Source organism: cyanobacterium endosymbiont of Epithemia turgida isolate EtSB Lake Yunoko, assembly GCF_000829235.1.
Taxonomy (GTDB): domain Bacteria; phylum Cyanobacteriota; class Cyanobacteriia; order Cyanobacteriales; family Microcystaceae; genus Rippkaea.
Genome location: NZ_AP012549.1, coordinates 2,391,830 through 2,409,018, shown reverse-complemented (window position 1 = coordinate 2,409,018; position 17,189 = coordinate 2,391,830). Strand labels below are relative to the sequence as shown.

Sequence of the window (17,189 nt, the reverse complement as noted above, 5' to 3'; positions counted from 1 at the left end):
ATCATAGATACATCATCTTTAGTATAGAAGAGTTATATTTTTATATATTTAACATTTTAATTAGAGTCAAGCTAATTATTTTATATTTGGAAATCGACAATTAAAATGATCGCTAACTTCAATTATTTAATGCTAGAAAATTTTATCAAAAAATATTTACCTGACGGGTTATACTTTATAGATTAGATTTTAAAAATTGAGGTTAAAGATAAATTATCTTATAATTTATCTTCACTAAGATAAATACATTAAAGCCAACTATGGATTTAATTTTATGTCATCAAAACGTAGATTTTGACGCACTAGGGGCAGCCGTAGGACTTTCTTGTCTCAAAATAGATAGTCGAATTGTCCTTACCGGGGGCGCACATCCAGCAGTTAGAGATTTTTTAGCCCTTTACCGAGACGAATTCGCACTAATTGAACTGCATATCATTAATCCTAAACAAATTCGTACTCTAATAGTAGTGAATAGTCAAAAATGTGATCGCCTAGGAACAGTGTCCTCTTGGTTTGATTTACCTCACATCAAAACTATTGAAATCTATGATCATCATCTCAACACTAATTCATATTCAGACATTCCCTCTACATTCACTAAAATAGAACCTGTCGGGGCGACTACAACCCTGATAGTGGAAAGAATGCAACGAGAAAGCGTTCATCCTAACCCTATCGAAGCAACGGTGATGGCCTTAGGTATTCATGTTGATACGGGTTCTCTTACTTTCTCTCAGTCTACTTCCCGTGATGCCTATGCCCTAGCTTGGTTAATGGAAAGAGGAGCAAATGTAAAAACTATTGATGAATATTGCGATCCTAGGTTTTCTCTAAAACTACAACAATTATTGCAAAAAGCGTTAGAAAATTTTCAAAAAATTGAAATTAGAGGTTACACTATTACTTCAGTTTTATTGAAAACAGAAACTTATATTCCTGGGTTATCTAGTTTAGCTGAACTATTAATTAAATTAACTGAAAGTGATGCCTTATTATTAGGTTATTTTGATGATAAATGTCGTAACAATAAACCTGATAAAAAGGGGTTACTAACTATTATTGGTCGCACCAGAATTGAGGGAACCAATCTTCAGCAATTATTTCAATCTTATGAGGGAGCAGGACATAAACAAGCTGGTTCTTTAATGCTACAGGAGGTAGAACCTCAAAGTACTTTAGATAAGTTATTGCAAGAATTTATTGCCCAAATTCCTTACCCTCTAACCGCTAGAGATTTAATGTCTTCTCCTGTTAAAACAATTCGCCCAGAAACAACTATAGAACAAGCGCAAAAAATCTTATTTCGCTATGGCCATTCGGGATTATCAGTAGTAGATGAAAATGAGTACTTAGTGGGCATTATTTCTCGTAGAGATATTGATTTAGCCTTCCATTATGGACTTAGTCACGCCCCAATCAAAGGACATATGGCACAGTATTTTAAAACTATTACTCCTGATACTATACTACCTGAAATTGAATCAATAATGGTAACTAATGACGTGGAAAGATTACCTGTTGTTGAAAACAATAAATTATTAGGAATTGTTACCAGAACAGATTTATTACGGCAAATTTATCAAGCTCGAAGAGAAAAAAAAAATAAAAATAGTAACCCAATTCCCTTAGTTTCTTGTTTTTTACCTTCTATTAGTCAGCGTTTATCTTCTCCTGTATGGAAATTATTACAACTCGCTGCAAAAGAAGCAAAAAAACGGGGCTGGCATTTGTATATAGTTGGTGGGGCAGTCCGAGATTTCTTTTTATCAGAAGAAGAGAAATTGTTATTACTGCAGGATATTGATCTAGTCGTCGATGGATTTCATCATTCCGCTGGTGTGGGAGCTGGGGTTGAATTGGCTTCGACCCTACGAAAAACTTTCCCAAATGCTAGACTATCAGTACATGGAGAATTCCAAACAGCTGCTTTAGTATGGGACAGAGATCCCCAATTAGGGTCTTTATGGGTAGATATTGCCACTTCAAGAACAGAATTTTATCCTTATCCTGCAGCTAACCCCAAAGTTGAAGCTAGTTCTATTCATCAGGATTTATATCGTAGAGATTTTACAATTAATGCTCTAGCGGTTAGGTTGACATCCCCAAGGGAAGGGGAATTATTAGACTTTTTTGGAGGAATGTTAGACCTACAATTGCGTCAAATTCGAGTACTTCATGCTAATAGTTTTATTGAAGATCCTACCAGAATTTATAGGGCAGTACGCTTTGCTGCGCGGTTGGGATTTAAAATTGAACCCCAAACAAAAGCTTATATTAACAATGCTATTAAAAGCGGCATTTATAAACAGTTAAAAAGTAAAAATTATGCAGTTCCTGCCTTAAAAACTAGATTAAAAATAGAATTAAAATCTATTTTAGAAGCTCATTATTGGAAACAAGCTTTAAAATTATTAGCTGATTTAGACGCTTTACTATGTTTACATTCTAAGTTAGCTTTAGATGATATATTATGGTGGCAAACTTGCTATATTTCCCGTTGGTTAAAATATCTTGATCCTGAAAATAATTTAGAACATTGGTTACTTCGTTTAGAAGTATTAATTAGTCAACTAGATACAGTAGAATCTATTAAAATTGCTCTTGATTTTCAATTACCAAAAGATAGCATTATACGCTTAAAAGTATTGTCAGAAGTCGAGTTAGAAATTAAAAAAAAGCTTTTAAAAAATAACATAATAAGTGAAAAAACTAGATTACTTAATTTATATAGATTGCCTACCTTAATCTTAGTAGCGGTTCGTTCTTCTAAAGAAATTCGTCGTACAATTTGGCAATATATTACAAAGTGGTCTAATATTCAGCCTCTATTAAATGGCAATGATTTAAAAGCAATGGGTTACAAACCAGGTCCTACATACAAAATTATTTTAGATAGGTTATTGACTGCTTCTTTAGATAAAAAAATTAAAACTAAGGAAGAAGCAGAAAACTTAGTTAAACAAATGATGAGTGATTAATCGATTTATATAGACTTACAATTCTTAAATTGTTACTACCCTATCTTCTGTCAAATGAATGAATAGTTCTTACTTATCTAGAAAAGAAGTTTAAAATAAGACGACAACATTGTAGTTAATGCCAAGACTAAGAAGTTGAATATTTGGGTATTTACTGCTAAGATTATAAGACACTTTCAAGTTATATAAATTTTACAATTTCCCTCCTAGATGTCAACAATAACTATCTTGTTTAAATTATTTTCTATTTATATATTTTGAATGAGTACTGTTTTTATATAAACACTTTACACATCGTGTAACTTCGCTACGGATTAAACGGCTCATTCGTATATATTGACTTTTAATCGCCACTTCTTAAAATTTTATTATGATATCTTATAAACAATTAAAGTAAATACTGTTTACTTAACTCATTAACTATCTTTTCACTATTTTTCTTTATCTTCTAATTCATTCTGATGAAAAGCATTAGGAACAATTGAACCTGTAAAGCTTAGCAAGTACGCCCCCGGCGTAACTATGCACCTTCCTTTTTACCAGAGATCAAACAAATTCAAACAACTGCCATTGCAGAGACTGAAGCGTGACCTTCAATTATTCAACAAGCTTATCGGGAATGGAAATATTTATATGTTACCCTAATATGCAAAAAATTTTTCCTTAACTTATCTGTTATACGAAAATGTAATCATAACTCATTCAAGTTAATCGCTTCGTAAATTTATTTAATGCACTGTATCATATATTAATTACACCTGTACAGCTTAATAAGCTTATAAATACATTCAATTAATTCTATTGTTTATCTACTTATTTTAGAAATTCTATACTTTGTTGATGTTGTTTCAATTGAACTTCTTTGTGCAATAAATTGAGAATTAACTAAATTTTTATTTTTATGACCAGGAATGGCTTAATCTCTAAACTAAAAGTTAGTTACTGATTTTTCTCTATAATCTAATTTTAGATATGGGTATATTGCTTATATTTAGTTTAATTAGTAACTATCATGAAGTTATATAAAAATTATATTTATGTATATACTATATATTTATATATTATGTTTGATATATAAAAAATTGTGTTAAATAACACATGTCAATTTCTTAGGTTTAATAAAATTTTTATTAAAAATCATATTTATTTTTGTAGATTAATACCAATAAAAGTAATCACTATCATAGTTGTATATAAGTATAATAATTTCATTTAATATTTAAGATTTTTATTTATATATTGATATTATTTGTAATAAATATTGTGCTACTTATTAATCCAATTTAAATACATAAAAAATAAATTATACCAATAAATTAATTAAGGTTAAATTAACAGGTTTATTCTCTAATTATTCTCTTTTTTTAAAAATTTAAATATAAAATTTAGATTAATTATTGGTTAGTCGGTAAAACGTTTAAGATCCATATCAATTGATAATAGCAGTAATATAAGTTATCAAATCACACTTAGGATAAAATCCTAGTGTTTTTTAGTTATGGACTAAACATATATAGAAGGGAAATAGTCTAAAATAAAAATGCATAAGATTGTCATAAATTTATTGGAATATAAATCCTATTTAACTAATGTAATAAACTAAAATCTCACGCAAAAGGTAATCATGATCAGTCCTCTTCTTAAAGAAGGTGATTTTTATTGATAATGAATAATCTTTTCTTACTATGAATAACCTCGTCTTTGCAAAAATTTTAAATAAAGCTAAAATTATTTTAGCTTTAATTCTTTAGTTAACTGTGAGCTTCTATAATTCTATCTGGATCAGAGTAATATTATCACCGGGCCCGAAAATATAGTTGTAAACATAAATTAAGCAGAAAACACGACTGTTATATTTCCTAAAGTCGAGCTTATAGTCCTTGCCAAAAAAAATTAGTAATTGCAGTAAATAGACAATTACTAATTTGTCAAATGAAAAGTTAAGTTGTCTCAGTAATTCTTACTGATATTTATGATTCAAAAATCAGGTTCAATGTCAATTATCCCATAGTGGGTTAAAACTCAATTTTTAATGCCGAAGTCGTCAGAGTTACTAGTTTAGAATAATTTATAACTATCTATATTATGAAACACTACTGAACGTTATCGACTTATGTGAAGAGTGTTATTTTTTCTATTAAACTTTAATTCAATAATTGTGTTAATAGCAGTTTCTAATTCTTGACGACTTAACTTTGTAACGATAAATACTTCTTGAACTGTTTTTCCTTGTCTTGCGATCACCTTATAACCGCCACGAACGGGAACAGATATCCGTAACTTTAAATAAGGATAGTGACTCTTAGAACAACTGATTACCCCGGGAGTAACCGTAGTAATTCCAGTGCAATTAATCAACTTTTCAAGGATAGGAATCAGTCCTTGAAGGTGAGTTGAATGATTCCAAACAAGCCGTCCTTTAGATTTGTTCATCATCTTAAGCTTCCTCTAAAGGAGCTATAGTTAATCCTTCTCGCCGTAACTGCTGGTGATAGAGTTCGGCAGGCTCTTGAGGACCGACCCAGACAATTGCCTGTCCTTCAGAATGAACTTGGTGTGTTAGTTCCCAAGCACGATCACCAGTCATGTTCGGTATATACTTCATTAAGCAGTTAGCAACATGCTCAAAGGTATTGAAATTATCATTAAGTACTATAACTTTATAGTTAGGGTAAACATTCCGTATAACTGAGGTTGACCCCTTGGGGGTAACCGAGGCTACAGCCATCATTAGTTTTAGTTTAACTCCCATAGATGGTATTATACTCATTATGTCCAAACTGGGTGCTTCTCGAATAATTTTAGTTACACTAAGTCTACATCCTAACAATCTTTTTTGATTTAGAGAAGTAATCACTGTTGACTGAAGAATAGTGATCGTCTCTAAGAATCTTATTAATTTTCAACGAACTTAAACAGAAATTTCACTAATATCAAGAGCTCTGTGAGCAAAAAAATTATTAAATGAGACATCTTTAATCCCAGTATCAGCCATTATGGTTTTTACCATGTCTTTCATAATTTGGATTTCCTTGATTTTTGAGATAATGAGAACTCTCAAGAAGTTATAGGTTTTGCGCCACTCTCGCAATATCCCTTTATCAAGAACATTGTACTCACCCTCTGCTAAAGCATAACTAGCATAGCGTAGAGAATAGTCTATTTACTCTAGAAAAGCTGAATAAGAAAGATTAGTATAAGTATTTACTTCAGAAAAAACTAATTAAGACACCTATTCAAATAATCTAAGTCTCACCTGTCTTAGAACTTCAGGAAAATTGGCATTAACAACCGCAGCCGCACTGATAGAAGCTATATCAGGCAAATAATAGTCTTTAAGCCTATTCATTGCGTTCTGATCCCTATCATATAACGTACGGTAAGATCATAATTTTTAATTAGATAATAATTACGTCAACAATGTTTTATAGCCTACTATAAAGTTTAGTGTTTTTTTCCTTATCTATCATCTCATAAGGACAAATCTTTATTTGAATTGACCGCCTAAGTTATTTTTTTAAAACAATAATTATGTTAAAATATTGCAATATCTTGTTAAAAAAATTTAGGTTTTTTATCTAAATAGAGGTTTAAATTAATAACCTATTATAATACCTTATTGATTTAAAATCAATTACCATAAATTCAAAGTTTATGTTAATGAAAGTTAGATATAAAAATTATGATTAACTAATGTTGTATTTGAGTGTAATGGTGTTTTTTAAAAAAAAGTAAAAAGAAGAATTTATATGAGTTAATTGAAGTTTAAAAAATTTCTATAACAACATAATATAGAGTTAATGTAATTAGATCATTAGCAATGAGGTGAAAGGCGAAAAAAATTGTTATTTATTTAAAAGAGGCTCCCTCGACAGTCAACAATTTACCGATGGGACAAAATTGGGTTAATGGGGTTATGGCGGTTATTAATATACTCTGCGAAATAGAAGAAAAATAAAAATATTTTCAAACCTTGTCAAATTCGCGTTAGCATAGTGTTGTCCATTTATGTCCGACTACTTAGGTTGCAGAGTAGCTTCAAAACTTTGCATTATCTACAGATTTAAACAAGGATGCCTGTATCATGGAATACAAAATATCTTGTGACCTATCTTTAGGGTTGGTGGTTTGAGGCTGAATAAAATAGGAGTCTGTCCATGGCTAAAACCCCTCAAGACGTCTTGAAAATAGTTCAAGACAACAACATAAAAATTGTTGACCTGAAATTCATTGATACCCCAGGTATTTGGCAACATTGTTCATTCTACTACAATCAAATTGACGAAAGTTCTTTTGTCGATGGGGTTCCCTTCGACGGTTCGAGTATTCGGGGGTGGAAAGCCATCAACGAGTCTGATATGGTCATGATTCCCGAGCCGACAACGGCTTGGATCGACCCCTTTTGTGAAGAACCTACCCTTAGTATAATTTGTAGTATTAAGGAACCTCGTACAGGAGAATGGTACGGCCGCGATCCTCGTACCATTGCTGCTAAAGCGGTTGAATTTCTCAAAACTACGGGAATTGGCGATACTGCTTTTTTTGGACCTGAAGCTGAATTCTTTGTCTTCGATGATGTTCGTTTTGACCAAACTGAGAATAAAGGATATTACTACCTAGACAGTGTAGAAGGACGCTGGAATACGGGACGTAAAGAGGAGGGTGGAAACCTCGCCTATAAACCTGGCTACAAACAGGGTTACTTTCCTGTACCCCCGACAGATACTCTACAGGATATGCGGACAGAAATGCTGCTAACTATGGCTAAATGTGGAGTTCCAATTGAGAAACACCATCACGAAGTAGCTACAGGAGGACAAAACGAATTAGGTTTTCGCTTTGCTACCCTCGTTGAAGCGGCAGACTATTTGATGACCTACAAATATGTCGTAAAAAATGTTGCTAGGAAATATGGTAAAACCGTGACGTTTATGCCCAAACCCTTGTTTAATGACAATGGTTCTGGCATGCACACTCACCAATCTATCTGGAAAGATGGGCAACCACTATTCTGGGGGAACGGTTACGCAGATTTGAGCAAAATGGCTTTAAATTACATTGGTGGTATCCTTAAACACGCTTCTGCTTTGTTAGCGTTTACTAATCCCAGCACCAACTCTTATAAGCGTCTAGTTCCTGGTTTTGAAGCTCCTGTTAACTTAGCTTATTCTCAAGGGAACCGTTCTGCTTCTATTCGTATTCCTTTGTCTGGACCCAATCCTAAAGCTAAACGGTTGGAATTCCGATGTCCTGATGCCACATGCAACCCTTATTTGGCGTTTGCAGCGATGCTATGTGCAGGAATTGATGGGATTAAGAATGAAATTGATCCAGGTCCATCTTTAGATGTGGATATCTACGATCTTACCTTTGAAGAGTTAAGTAAAATTCCTTCAACTCCCAGCTCTCTTGAGGCAGCCCTAGAAGCCCTCGAAAAGGACCAGACATTTTTAACCAATACGGGAGTTTTCACTAAAGATTTTATCGAGAGTTGGATTGAATACAAACTTGATAATGAAGTTAACCCTTTACGGTTACGCCCTCATCCTTATGAGTTTGCCTTATACTATGATGTCTAAGCTTTTATCAAATAGTTAAATCTTCATAATTGCTACCAATGAAGGTGGCAATTTTTAGATTTTATTGATATTCAAGATGATTAAATATCATGACTAATTTGGCGGGTTACAGTATGAATAAAAACTTATTAATTTCTGTTCAAAATAAATCTTATACGTAACTTACCCTACTTAAACGTAGTTCTACGGAAATTTATGGAGAGAAAAAGAAGTTACAGCTTTATGCGAGAAGTAGTATTTTTGAAAGGAACGGCATTATCATTTTGTTTCTTATTAAGATTAAAATGATATCGAGAAGATGAGAGATATTGTTGAAACAAAAACAATGAGTGACGAGTGATGAAGTTTTCAATCAATTTATATAATGGACAGAAACTACTTATAGTAAGTGGATGTACTTACATAATTAAAATTTATTTTAGTAATTGAATTTTCCAACTAATGGTGGAAAAGATAAATCAAAAATTAAATTGATTGACATATAAATTTATAGCTTAACTAATTCTAATGAGTTTACAAAGAGAATATTATTAAACTGGTATTATTAAACTGGTATTATTAAACTGGTATTATTAAACTGGTATTATTTTCCTAAACTTAATTATACTCAATCTCAAAAAGTCTTATAAGTTCTTTATTGACTTATAAGACTCATAACCTAAGTTGTAGCATGTAAAATCAACGACTTTGAACTCAAAAATTTTAATTAAAATTTACATAATTTTAATTTTTCTTTTAATCATATTTAACTAGAATTATATCCCAAGACTTAATTTTAAATTCTGGCAATTAAATACCAATTAGAAAAGACTTTATCTAATGGGTAAACATATTCCAAGGAAAGTTTTGTCCAAGTTTCTAAGGTAATGAGAAAATAGGAATCAGGTAGAGTATGCTAGTATCGCAAAAGGGTTTCAGAAGTTATTGGGATAACATGGTGATCGCTATATAAATTTAACGGTTGATTCTCTTGGACTAAATCAGCAATACCACCTTGTGGGGAGGAACCTTATTCCTTAACATCTGCACTAAGGGTTGAATCAATTTCTGAGACTGAATTTCCCCATTACAATAGAAAGAATTCACTAACAACATCAACGACACATACATTCCCCAAAACAATATGATGATAAACTGACGATTACGACAAGTTATGAGAATTGCTGTTATGGCAAAAGTAAGTAAAAGCAATAAAAAAAATACTTAAATGGGGGTGCTGATGATAGAATTCACCCCAAAGAGTCGGAAAAAGCCATCGACCCGATAAAAAGTTATTATTTACCATTTCCTTAGCCATCTGAGCTACTAAACTTTTTTGCCCATAGAGAAAAGGGGACGCTAAATTGAAACTAAACAGGGGGAAAGCTCCTAAGAATAAATAGTCCAGCCCAAACCTAAAATTATCGCCAGTGATTTTTAAATGCTCCTTGGTCCTGTGATTTATTCCAAATAAATCTTAGATGATTCATCTTGGGGAGATAAAGGTAATAGATAAAAGACAAAAAGAAAGAATACTAGGATGATCAATTGTTCCCTAGAAACTGAACCAATCACATTTATCGGATTAAATATCTAGTATCAGTCCATCATTTAATTGTTGACCGGATGACGGCTTCTAGAATCTAAATGTTAGAATACCCAGAGTGACTATTAAACTGTAAAGTCCTATTATTTTAATATTTAAGTAAAATTTGAAGCTGCGATAAGCTATTAATTTGAAGCTGAAAGTCATCGATAGTAATCGTCCCTTTAAACATTGCCGGCCACTGAAGTAAGCCTATGGAAGGATCGTTTCAACTGACCCTGCAAATTGTGATCACTGTTCTGGCTGGCATTGCTGCCCAAGTGACCGCTGAATTTTTCAAGGTCCCAAGTATTGTTTTTTTGCTACTGTTTGGAATTTTACTTGGACCTGATGTCTTGAAATTTCTCTATCCTCATCAACTAGGAGTAGGACTAGAAGTTTTGGTTGCCTTATCTGTGGCTATTATTTTATTCGAAGGAGGATTAAGCTTAGAACTGCGAGATTTAGGAAAAGTATCAGGTAGCTTGCAAAATCTCGTCACTATTGGTGTTCTTGTTACCTTAATTGGTGGCGGTATGGCAGCCCATTGGTTGGCGGAATTTCCCTGGTCCATTGCTTTTCTCTATGCGGCGTTAGTAGTAGTTACTGGACCTACAGTGATTAGTCCTTTACTTAAACAGGTTTCAGTGGATCGTCAAGTAGCTACTCTTCTCGAAAGCGAAGGAGTTCTCATTGATCCAGTAGGAGCCATCTTAGCAGTGGTAGTTTTAGATACTATTCTGAACAGTAATGCCAGTCCGGTAGAAATTTTTAGTAGTGTTCTTCTACGATTGGGGATTGGGGCAATCATTGGAGGACTTAGTGGAGCTTTACTAGGCTTTATTCTCAAAAATACCAGTTTTATCTCAGAAGATTTAAAAAATCTGGTAGTTTTAGCGGGAGTCTGGGGATTGTTTGGACTAGCTCAACTCAGTTGCAGTGAATCGGGGTTGATGGCTACCGTGGTTGCCGGGATTGTGGTTAGAGCTTCCTCTGTCCCAGAAGAACGCTTATTACGGCGGTTTAAAGAACAATTAACTGTTCTTTGTGTCTCAGTTCTCTTCATTCTTTTAGCAGCTGATCTTTCCATTGACAGTATTTTTGCTTTGGGATGGGGGAGTGTGTTAACCGTTCTCATCCTGATGTTAGTGGTTAGACCAATTAATGTTGTCCTATGTACATGGAACAGTAATCTTCATTGGCGACAAAAACTCTTTTTAGCTTGGATTGCACCGCGAGGGATTGTTTCGGCATCTGTTGCCTCTCTATTTGCTATTTTACTGACAGAAAAGGGTATTAACGGTGGAGAGTCAATTAAAGCCCTAGTGTTCTTAACAATTATGATGACTGTCTTTGTTCAAGGATTATCAGCCCGTTGGGTTGCCCAAGCATTAAAGATTAATCCTATAGAAGCTACAGGGGCAGTTATTGTCGGGGGTAATGACATAGGACGCTTAATTGGAAGGCTCTTTCAACAACAGGGAGAGTCTGTTGTGTTAATTGATACCGATCCTGAAGCATGTCAGCAAGCTGAAGCTGAAGGTTTATCCGTATTCCAAAGCAGTGGACTCGATCCTAACGTTCTAGAACAAGCAGGAATTTACTCAATGGGGAACTTTATGGCTTTAACCAGTAATGGAGAAGTCAATCTCGTTTTAGCTCAGCGAGCGGTGGAGGAATTTCAACCCCCTAGAGTATTTGCGGTATTTCCGAGTAATACACCTAATAATTCTACGACAAACAAAACCAAAGTTAATGCGGCTTTCATAGACCAACAATTAATTAAAACTTGGAATCAATACTTACGGGAAGAACAAATGAAGTTAGGGACAACCCAGTTTAAAGAACCTGGACTTTCTCTACAACAAGCCCATTTTCAAGCATTAATTCAATCTGGAGAACTCTTACCTCTATTAATCAAACGGCAAGGAAGCCTACAAGTGGTTAAAGCGACTCAAGATTGGCAGCAAGACGATGAAATTATTTATCTACTTCATGATCCTCGTCCCAAACTGCTTAAACGCCTATCCGGTGGTATTAAATTTTCTAAGGAGTTGAAAGAGTTGGTAGTAGAGCCTTTACCAGAAGTCGAAGAAGTTCCCCTTGCCTACCCTGTCGATGAACCTACTAGGAAGGACTTTTTTCAACAGGTCATGAACTCTTAAGAAAGTTATCACTTTCAAAGGCATCAAAAACATCAACAGCTATACTGTTTATTGTTTAAAATTAAATAATTAAAGTGAAAAGCCACTCAAAATATTATGGATGTTAAATTAGTTCTAGCAATTTTAACCGGTTTATTTATTGTTTCGAGCCTCTTTTTCGGAACAAAAAATGGATTTTATGACTCTGATGACTACAATGGTAATGGATCAGCTCACTAAAGAACTTTGGATAGATTTAAGGGCGAAGATAAATTACTTCACGATAAAATTGTTGTTCTAATCCTTATATTTTCTCTCCTATTAAGACGGCTGACTAAAAAAGTTCATAAAGAGGAAATCTCTAACTTATGTCCTTTATTCAACTAATCTGTGCTGTTTTGTCGGGTGATTACCGATTATATTTTGCGAAAATATAACAATTAAATTACTATCGGTAGGTCATCATACCAAGTGCATATTTATTCATGACTTGATCGAACCCTTAAACATGTCCATACACTTCTCTATTGCCGTTAGCCTGAAGAATATTCAGTTAAAGTACATTTATGGGTCTTTTGCTCAGGGAGGGAGTTTGCCGTTACCGGATTTTCTCCTAGGATTGGAACAGAGAATTTTAAAATTCTTGCACTCGTATACCATCAAACATCAATTTACGAGATAATATGTTGGATATCTGGGTAGATGGCAACGTAGCCCAAGTTTATGATGTTTGTCTAGACTCATTACCACAGTGTCTTTCCTGTATTTTTCTCTGAAAAGAACAATACAGGAAGGACATCTGATACCGAAGTCTAAATCAATTTTGCTGCCAGAAAAACACTAGTTCATATTAGGGCTTGATTTATCTGCAATTTTTAAATTTACATTATGGCTTTCGGTTCAAAAGATCTATGCCTATCTTTTGGCTAAGCATAGTGATTGCTGTAGTACAATCAAACTTATACGTAATCTACGGTTTTATAGTATCATATCTGGTTAATAGTTTCCCCCTTTATTCGACGATTTAACTAACTTAAAAGAACTTCACAATCGTTATTAGTCACATTCTCCTGACGTGAGGACTTTAGTTTAACTGCTCATTCCTAAAACTTTCTCTAACTGCCTGCTACACTAACAGTTTATGAAAGAGAGTTAAACGAATTAGGGAAGAATATTGTTCTAATTTTGTTCAAAGGAATATATTGAAATCTATGGAAATAATTGGTTTTTATGAGTATTTTTTAGCGTGTAGTCTTGAGTTAAACTCAGAAAGTTGGAAAATCAGATTGTTGTTTAACATGTCTTCACCATCGTAGCCAACAGTGTTGGAATCCTCACTCTTTTCTCTGTATATTTAAAGTGATTCCAAGAGGATGTTGTCCATTTTTGAATCCTCAAATCAAGAAGACCAGTAAAATTCGGTTATATTATGATAGTGGTCTCTGCATCTTAATTTTATTATAAAATCGTGGCTAAATCAGACCCTTGTGTTGACCTCCTACATACTCCTCTATATGATTTGATCATTCAACAAAAAGCCAAACTAACAGAATTTTCTGGGTGGGAAATGCCAGTTCAATTTGGGGGGCTTAAACTTGAACATCAATCAGTCCGTACTGATGTTGGGGTATTTGATATCTCCCACATGGGTAAATTTGCTCTCCAAGGACTAGAATTACTCTCATCACTACAGTACTTGGTTCCTTCAGATTTAGAACGGTTACAACGAGGACAAGCTCAATATACAGTACTTCTAAACTCGCAAGGGGGCATTGTTGACGACATTATTGTATATTATCAAGGGATAACGGAAACTGGAAAAGAAAAAGTCATCATTATTGTGAATGCAGGGACAACCCAGAAAGACAAAACCTGGTTTTTAGAACATTTAGATAGAAAACCAATTACTTTTAAAGATTTATCTCAGGAAAAAGTTTTAATTGCCATTCAAGGTCCTCGATCTATTTTGAAATTACAGCCCTTAGTGAAAGAAAATCTTAGTAAACTCAAGTTTTTTGGACATCTAGAAGGAACGGTTTTAGGAAAATCTGCCTTTATCGCACGTACAGGTTATACCGGAGAGGATGGCTTTGAAGTTATGGTTGATCCAGAGGCAGGACAAAAACTTTGGCAGTCACTATGTCAAACTGGTGTCACTCCTTGTGGATTAGGAGCTAGGGATACTCTCCGGTTAGAAGCGGCTATGTCTCTGTATGGACATGATATTGGGGATGGCACGACTCCCCTAGAAGCTGGCTTGGCATGGCTGGTCCATCTTGATTCTAAAGGAGAATTCATCGGACGGAAGATCTTAGAGCAACAAAAAGCCCAAAGAGTTAAGCATCGTCTGGTGGGTTTACAGATGGAAGGACGACATATTGCTCGTCATGGTTACTCAGTATTTTCAGACGGTAACAAGGTTGGGAAAGTCACCAGTGGAACTTTATCCCCCACCTTAGAAAGAGCTATCGCTCTTGCCTATGTTCCTCGTGCTTTAAGTAAAGTGGGAAGCACTCTTGAGATAGAAGTTCGGGGTAAATTATATCCGGCAAAAGTTGTCAACAAACCTTTTTATCAGTCTCCCAATCGACATTCAAACTAAATATGAGCAGTTTCTTGTCCACAAGAATTAATATTCAAACCAGAGACTTAAACCATCAGCAAACGCTTCGTCACAGTAATAATGTCCGATGGCGGACGGGGGGGCCGACTAAAATACTAGGTTTTCTTATCTGTAATTGTCCAATTTGATATGTACGTTAGTAGATTAGCCTTGAGTTTATTAGTTTTTAACAATAATGGGTAAAATAGAAGAAGTCTTGCCGAATTATTATAATATACGTCAGTCAAATAAAAAAAACTAAGAATTAAACCAATAACAATGAGTTAAATCCTTAATTTTTTAGAAAGGTATAACTATCGGGTGTAGGACCATATCATTAGTTTCGTATTACTGTCTTTATTAAAAGAGTTGTTCTAAAAAATATCAATAAAAGCAACATAAATTTATTTTTAATTTATTAAATATAGAGATATAAAATAATTTACTTTTTTAAATTTTATTTATAATTACCCAATTAACTCCTATATATTCAATAGTAATAATTATTGAAATTATTGTTCGGCTATGTAATCACTATGTAATTGTTGACAACATTGTTGTGAACACCATTAATTAATATTTTACTTACTATACTATTACGATTTTATAAAAAAATAAATTAGAAGGAAAATAGGAATAAACCCATTTTAATGTTGCTCTCTAAATCACTAGAATTTCCAGGTTAAACAATAAAAATCATTTATAAGCTACTGGTCCGTGAGTTGCAGTTTTCAGGAAGGCAAAAAAATTTGAATATAAAATTTAGGCAGTGAAGTTGTAGGGAGTTTTCTAAATTGTGCAGGGAGAACAACCCCATGAGAAACGGTTCTAAGTTATGAGCACTAAGGTAACTAAGAATCACAAACAAATAATATTATACTTTTATATTACGATAAGAAACTTTTATTTAAAATTTAGATTAAGTGGTCAAATGAACGCACAACGGAACGGATTGATTCAAGTATTTTTATGCAGGAAAGTAAAAAGTATTCAAAAAGATAAGAACTAATAGAAACAAATTGTCTATTATAATTCCGATTTGTTTGATTTACAAAGATGTTTTTAAATAAGCGTTAACTTGTGAGTTTATCAACTTTTTTCCAAGCCAATTTAGCTGCCCCAATCATTCCCGCTTTATTCCCCAATTTAGCCGAAATTAATTGTAATCCTTCTCTATGACTAAGAAGAACTCGCCGTTCAATCTCTAAGAGAGTAGCTGGGAAAAAATAGGGAGCACTCGCACTTACCCCACCCCCAATAATAACTGCCTCGGGGGTTAAGATATATATTAAACTCGATAGTCCTGCCCCTAATAAATAACCATAATCTTCCCAAAACTTTAAAGCTTCTCGGTTGCCTTTTGCAGCTAATTGCCCTAATTCAATCGGTTCTTTCCGTGTCATTCGACGAATAGCTTGGACCGAAGCATATTGTTCCAAGGACCCCTGATTTCCACTTTTACATGAAGGTCCATCAAAATCAAGGGTAATCAATCCCAATTCTCCTGCGGCTCCTAAATGCCCAGTAAACAAGCGTCCATCAAGAATAATAGCTCCTCCTACGCCAGTCCCTAGAGTCAACAAAATCAGATTTTTAAAGTTTTTTCCCGCTCCTAGCCAAGTCTCCCCTAATCCTGCACAATTAGCATCATTGGCAATAGTGGTGGGAAGTCCTGTTTCTGTTTCCAACCAATTCGCAAGAGGGACATCTTGCCACCCAGACAGGTTAATAGCAGCTTTAGCAATTCTTCCTTGAGCATCAACTGGACCAGGGGTTCCCACTCCCAAAGCGTGACAGTGACAGGTTTTATGAAATTCAAGCTGATTGATAGCTTCTACAATTGTCCTTAGAACTGTTTGTGGAGTAGAGGGTTGAGGCGTTGCAATCGTTAAAAACTTTAAACAGGTACCATCTCTGAGAAACTGCCCTAATTTGATAGCAGTTCCTCCTAAATCAATTCCAATAACTGATTGTTGTTTCATAAATCAGTAGATAGTCAATACGTTATCAATCGGAGTTTTGACAGTCACTAACCTAATCTTTATTAAAAACAATTTTATAAATATTCAGGATTGACTAATTTACGTTATAACAAGTTCCCCTAGACGCAATTTTAACCACCTACGTGCTTTTTTTGAAGACTATCGCAATCAACCATATCCTACTCCATTTCGATATAATCATCTTTGGAATAAATATTAGTGTTGATGATGGGTTCAGTCAGTTTAAAGGTTGTATGACTGGTTAAATTATGGTTGTTTATTTTGAAATTCCACTACATGATAGGTCGTACGGCGATTAGTGTAATAGCAGTGAACCTAA

General features: G+C 34.0%; 9 protein-coding genes. 4 read left to right on the top strand and 5 right to left on the bottom strand.

All coding sequences use genetic code 11. The features are described from left to right. Positions 1 to 260 precede the first annotated feature (260 nt). On the top strand, positions 261 to 2,978 hold the full coding sequence (locus tag ETSB_RS07495; RefSeq protein ID WP_044107217.1) for a CBS domain-containing protein: 2,718 nt from the start codon (positions 261 to 263) through the stop codon (positions 2,976 to 2,978). Between the two features lie 2,103 nt (positions 2,979 to 5,081). Here the strand turns inward: ETSB_RS07495 and ETSB_RS07490 are convergent. The 3 genes from ETSB_RS07490 to ETSB_RS10365 form a co-directional block, all read right to left on the bottom strand. Next, a complete protein-coding gene (locus ETSB_RS07490; RefSeq protein ID WP_044107216.1) occupies positions 5,082 to 5,414 on the bottom strand; it encodes a DUF2103 domain-containing protein in 333 nt (110 codons plus the stop codon). A 1-nt stretch (position 5,415) separates the two neighbouring features. Continuing rightward, a complete protein-coding gene (gene clpS, locus ETSB_RS07485) occupies positions 5,416 to 5,709 on the bottom strand; it encodes an ATP-dependent Clp protease adapter ClpS (protein WP_044107686.1) in 294 nt (97 codons plus the stop codon). A 180-nt stretch (positions 5,710 to 5,889) separates the two neighbouring features. Further along, the gene (locus tag ETSB_RS10365; protein WP_232509924.1) at positions 5,890 to 6,141 is read right to left on the bottom strand and encodes a globin family protein; all 252 of its coding nucleotides are present in this window, start codon (positions 6,139 to 6,141) and stop codon (positions 5,890 to 5,892) included. A 994-nt stretch (positions 6,142 to 7,135) separates the two neighbouring features. Here ETSB_RS10365 and glnA point away from each other — a divergent pair. Then, positions 7,136 to 8,557 (top strand): type I glutamate--ammonia ligase, encoded by a 1,422-nt coding sequence (gene glnA, locus ETSB_RS07480; protein ID WP_044107214.1) that lies wholly within the window; start codon positions 7,136 to 7,138, stop codon positions 8,555 to 8,557. A 975-nt stretch (positions 8,558 to 9,532) separates the two neighbouring features. Here the strand turns inward: glnA and ETSB_RS09720 are convergent. Then, positions 9,533 to 9,748: a hypothetical protein gene (locus ETSB_RS09720; RefSeq protein ID WP_145972254.1), complete on the bottom strand. Its 216-nt coding sequence runs from the start codon at positions 9,746 to 9,748 to the stop codon at positions 9,533 to 9,535. 588 nt (positions 9,749 to 10,336) lie between these two features. Here ETSB_RS09720 and ETSB_RS07475 point away from each other — a divergent pair. Together ETSB_RS07475 and gcvT are read left to right on the top strand one after the other, a co-directional pair. Then, on the top strand, positions 10,337 to 12,286 hold the full coding sequence (locus ETSB_RS07475) for a cation:proton antiporter (RefSeq protein WP_044107212.1): 1,950 nt from the start codon (positions 10,337 to 10,339) through the stop codon (positions 12,284 to 12,286). Between the two features lie 1,444 nt (positions 12,287 to 13,730). Then, the gene (gene gcvT, locus ETSB_RS07465; protein WP_408643905.1) at positions 13,731 to 14,867 is read left to right on the top strand and encodes a glycine cleavage system aminomethyltransferase GcvT; all 1,137 of its coding nucleotides are present in this window, start codon (positions 13,731 to 13,733) and stop codon (positions 14,865 to 14,867) included. Between the two features lie 1,073 nt (positions 14,868 to 15,940). Here the strand turns inward: gcvT and ETSB_RS07460 are convergent. Beyond that, the gene (locus ETSB_RS07460; protein ID WP_044107208.1) at positions 15,941 to 16,849 is read right to left on the bottom strand and encodes an ROK family protein; all 909 of its coding nucleotides are present in this window, start codon (positions 16,847 to 16,849) and stop codon (positions 15,941 to 15,943) included. Positions 16,850 to 17,189 lie beyond the last annotated feature (340 nt).

What these genes read in the sequence shown, in the direction of transcription:
- ETSB_RS07490 (WP_044107216.1), bottom strand. Translation starts at nt 5,414, where the DNA reads ATGATGAACAAATCTAAAGGACGGCTTGTTTGGAATCATTCAACTCAC.
- ETSB_RS07475 (WP_044107212.1), top strand. Translation starts at nt 10,337, where the DNA reads ATGGAAGGATCGTTTCAACTGACCCTGCAAATTGTGATCACTGTTCTG.
- ETSB_RS07495 (WP_044107217.1), top strand. Translation starts at nt 261, where the DNA reads ATGGATTTAATTTTATGTCATCAAAACGTAGATTTTGACGCACTAGGG.
- glnA (WP_044107214.1), top strand. Translation starts at nt 7,136, where the DNA reads ATGGCTAAAACCCCTCAAGACGTCTTGAAAATAGTTCAAGACAACAAC.
- clpS (WP_044107686.1), bottom strand. Translation starts at nt 5,709, where the DNA reads ATGATGGCTGTAGCCTCGGTTACCCCCAAGGGGTCAACCTCAGTTATA.
- ETSB_RS07460 (WP_044107208.1), bottom strand. Translation starts at nt 16,849, where the DNA reads ATGAAACAACAATCAGTTATTGGAATTGATTTAGGAGGAACTGCTATC.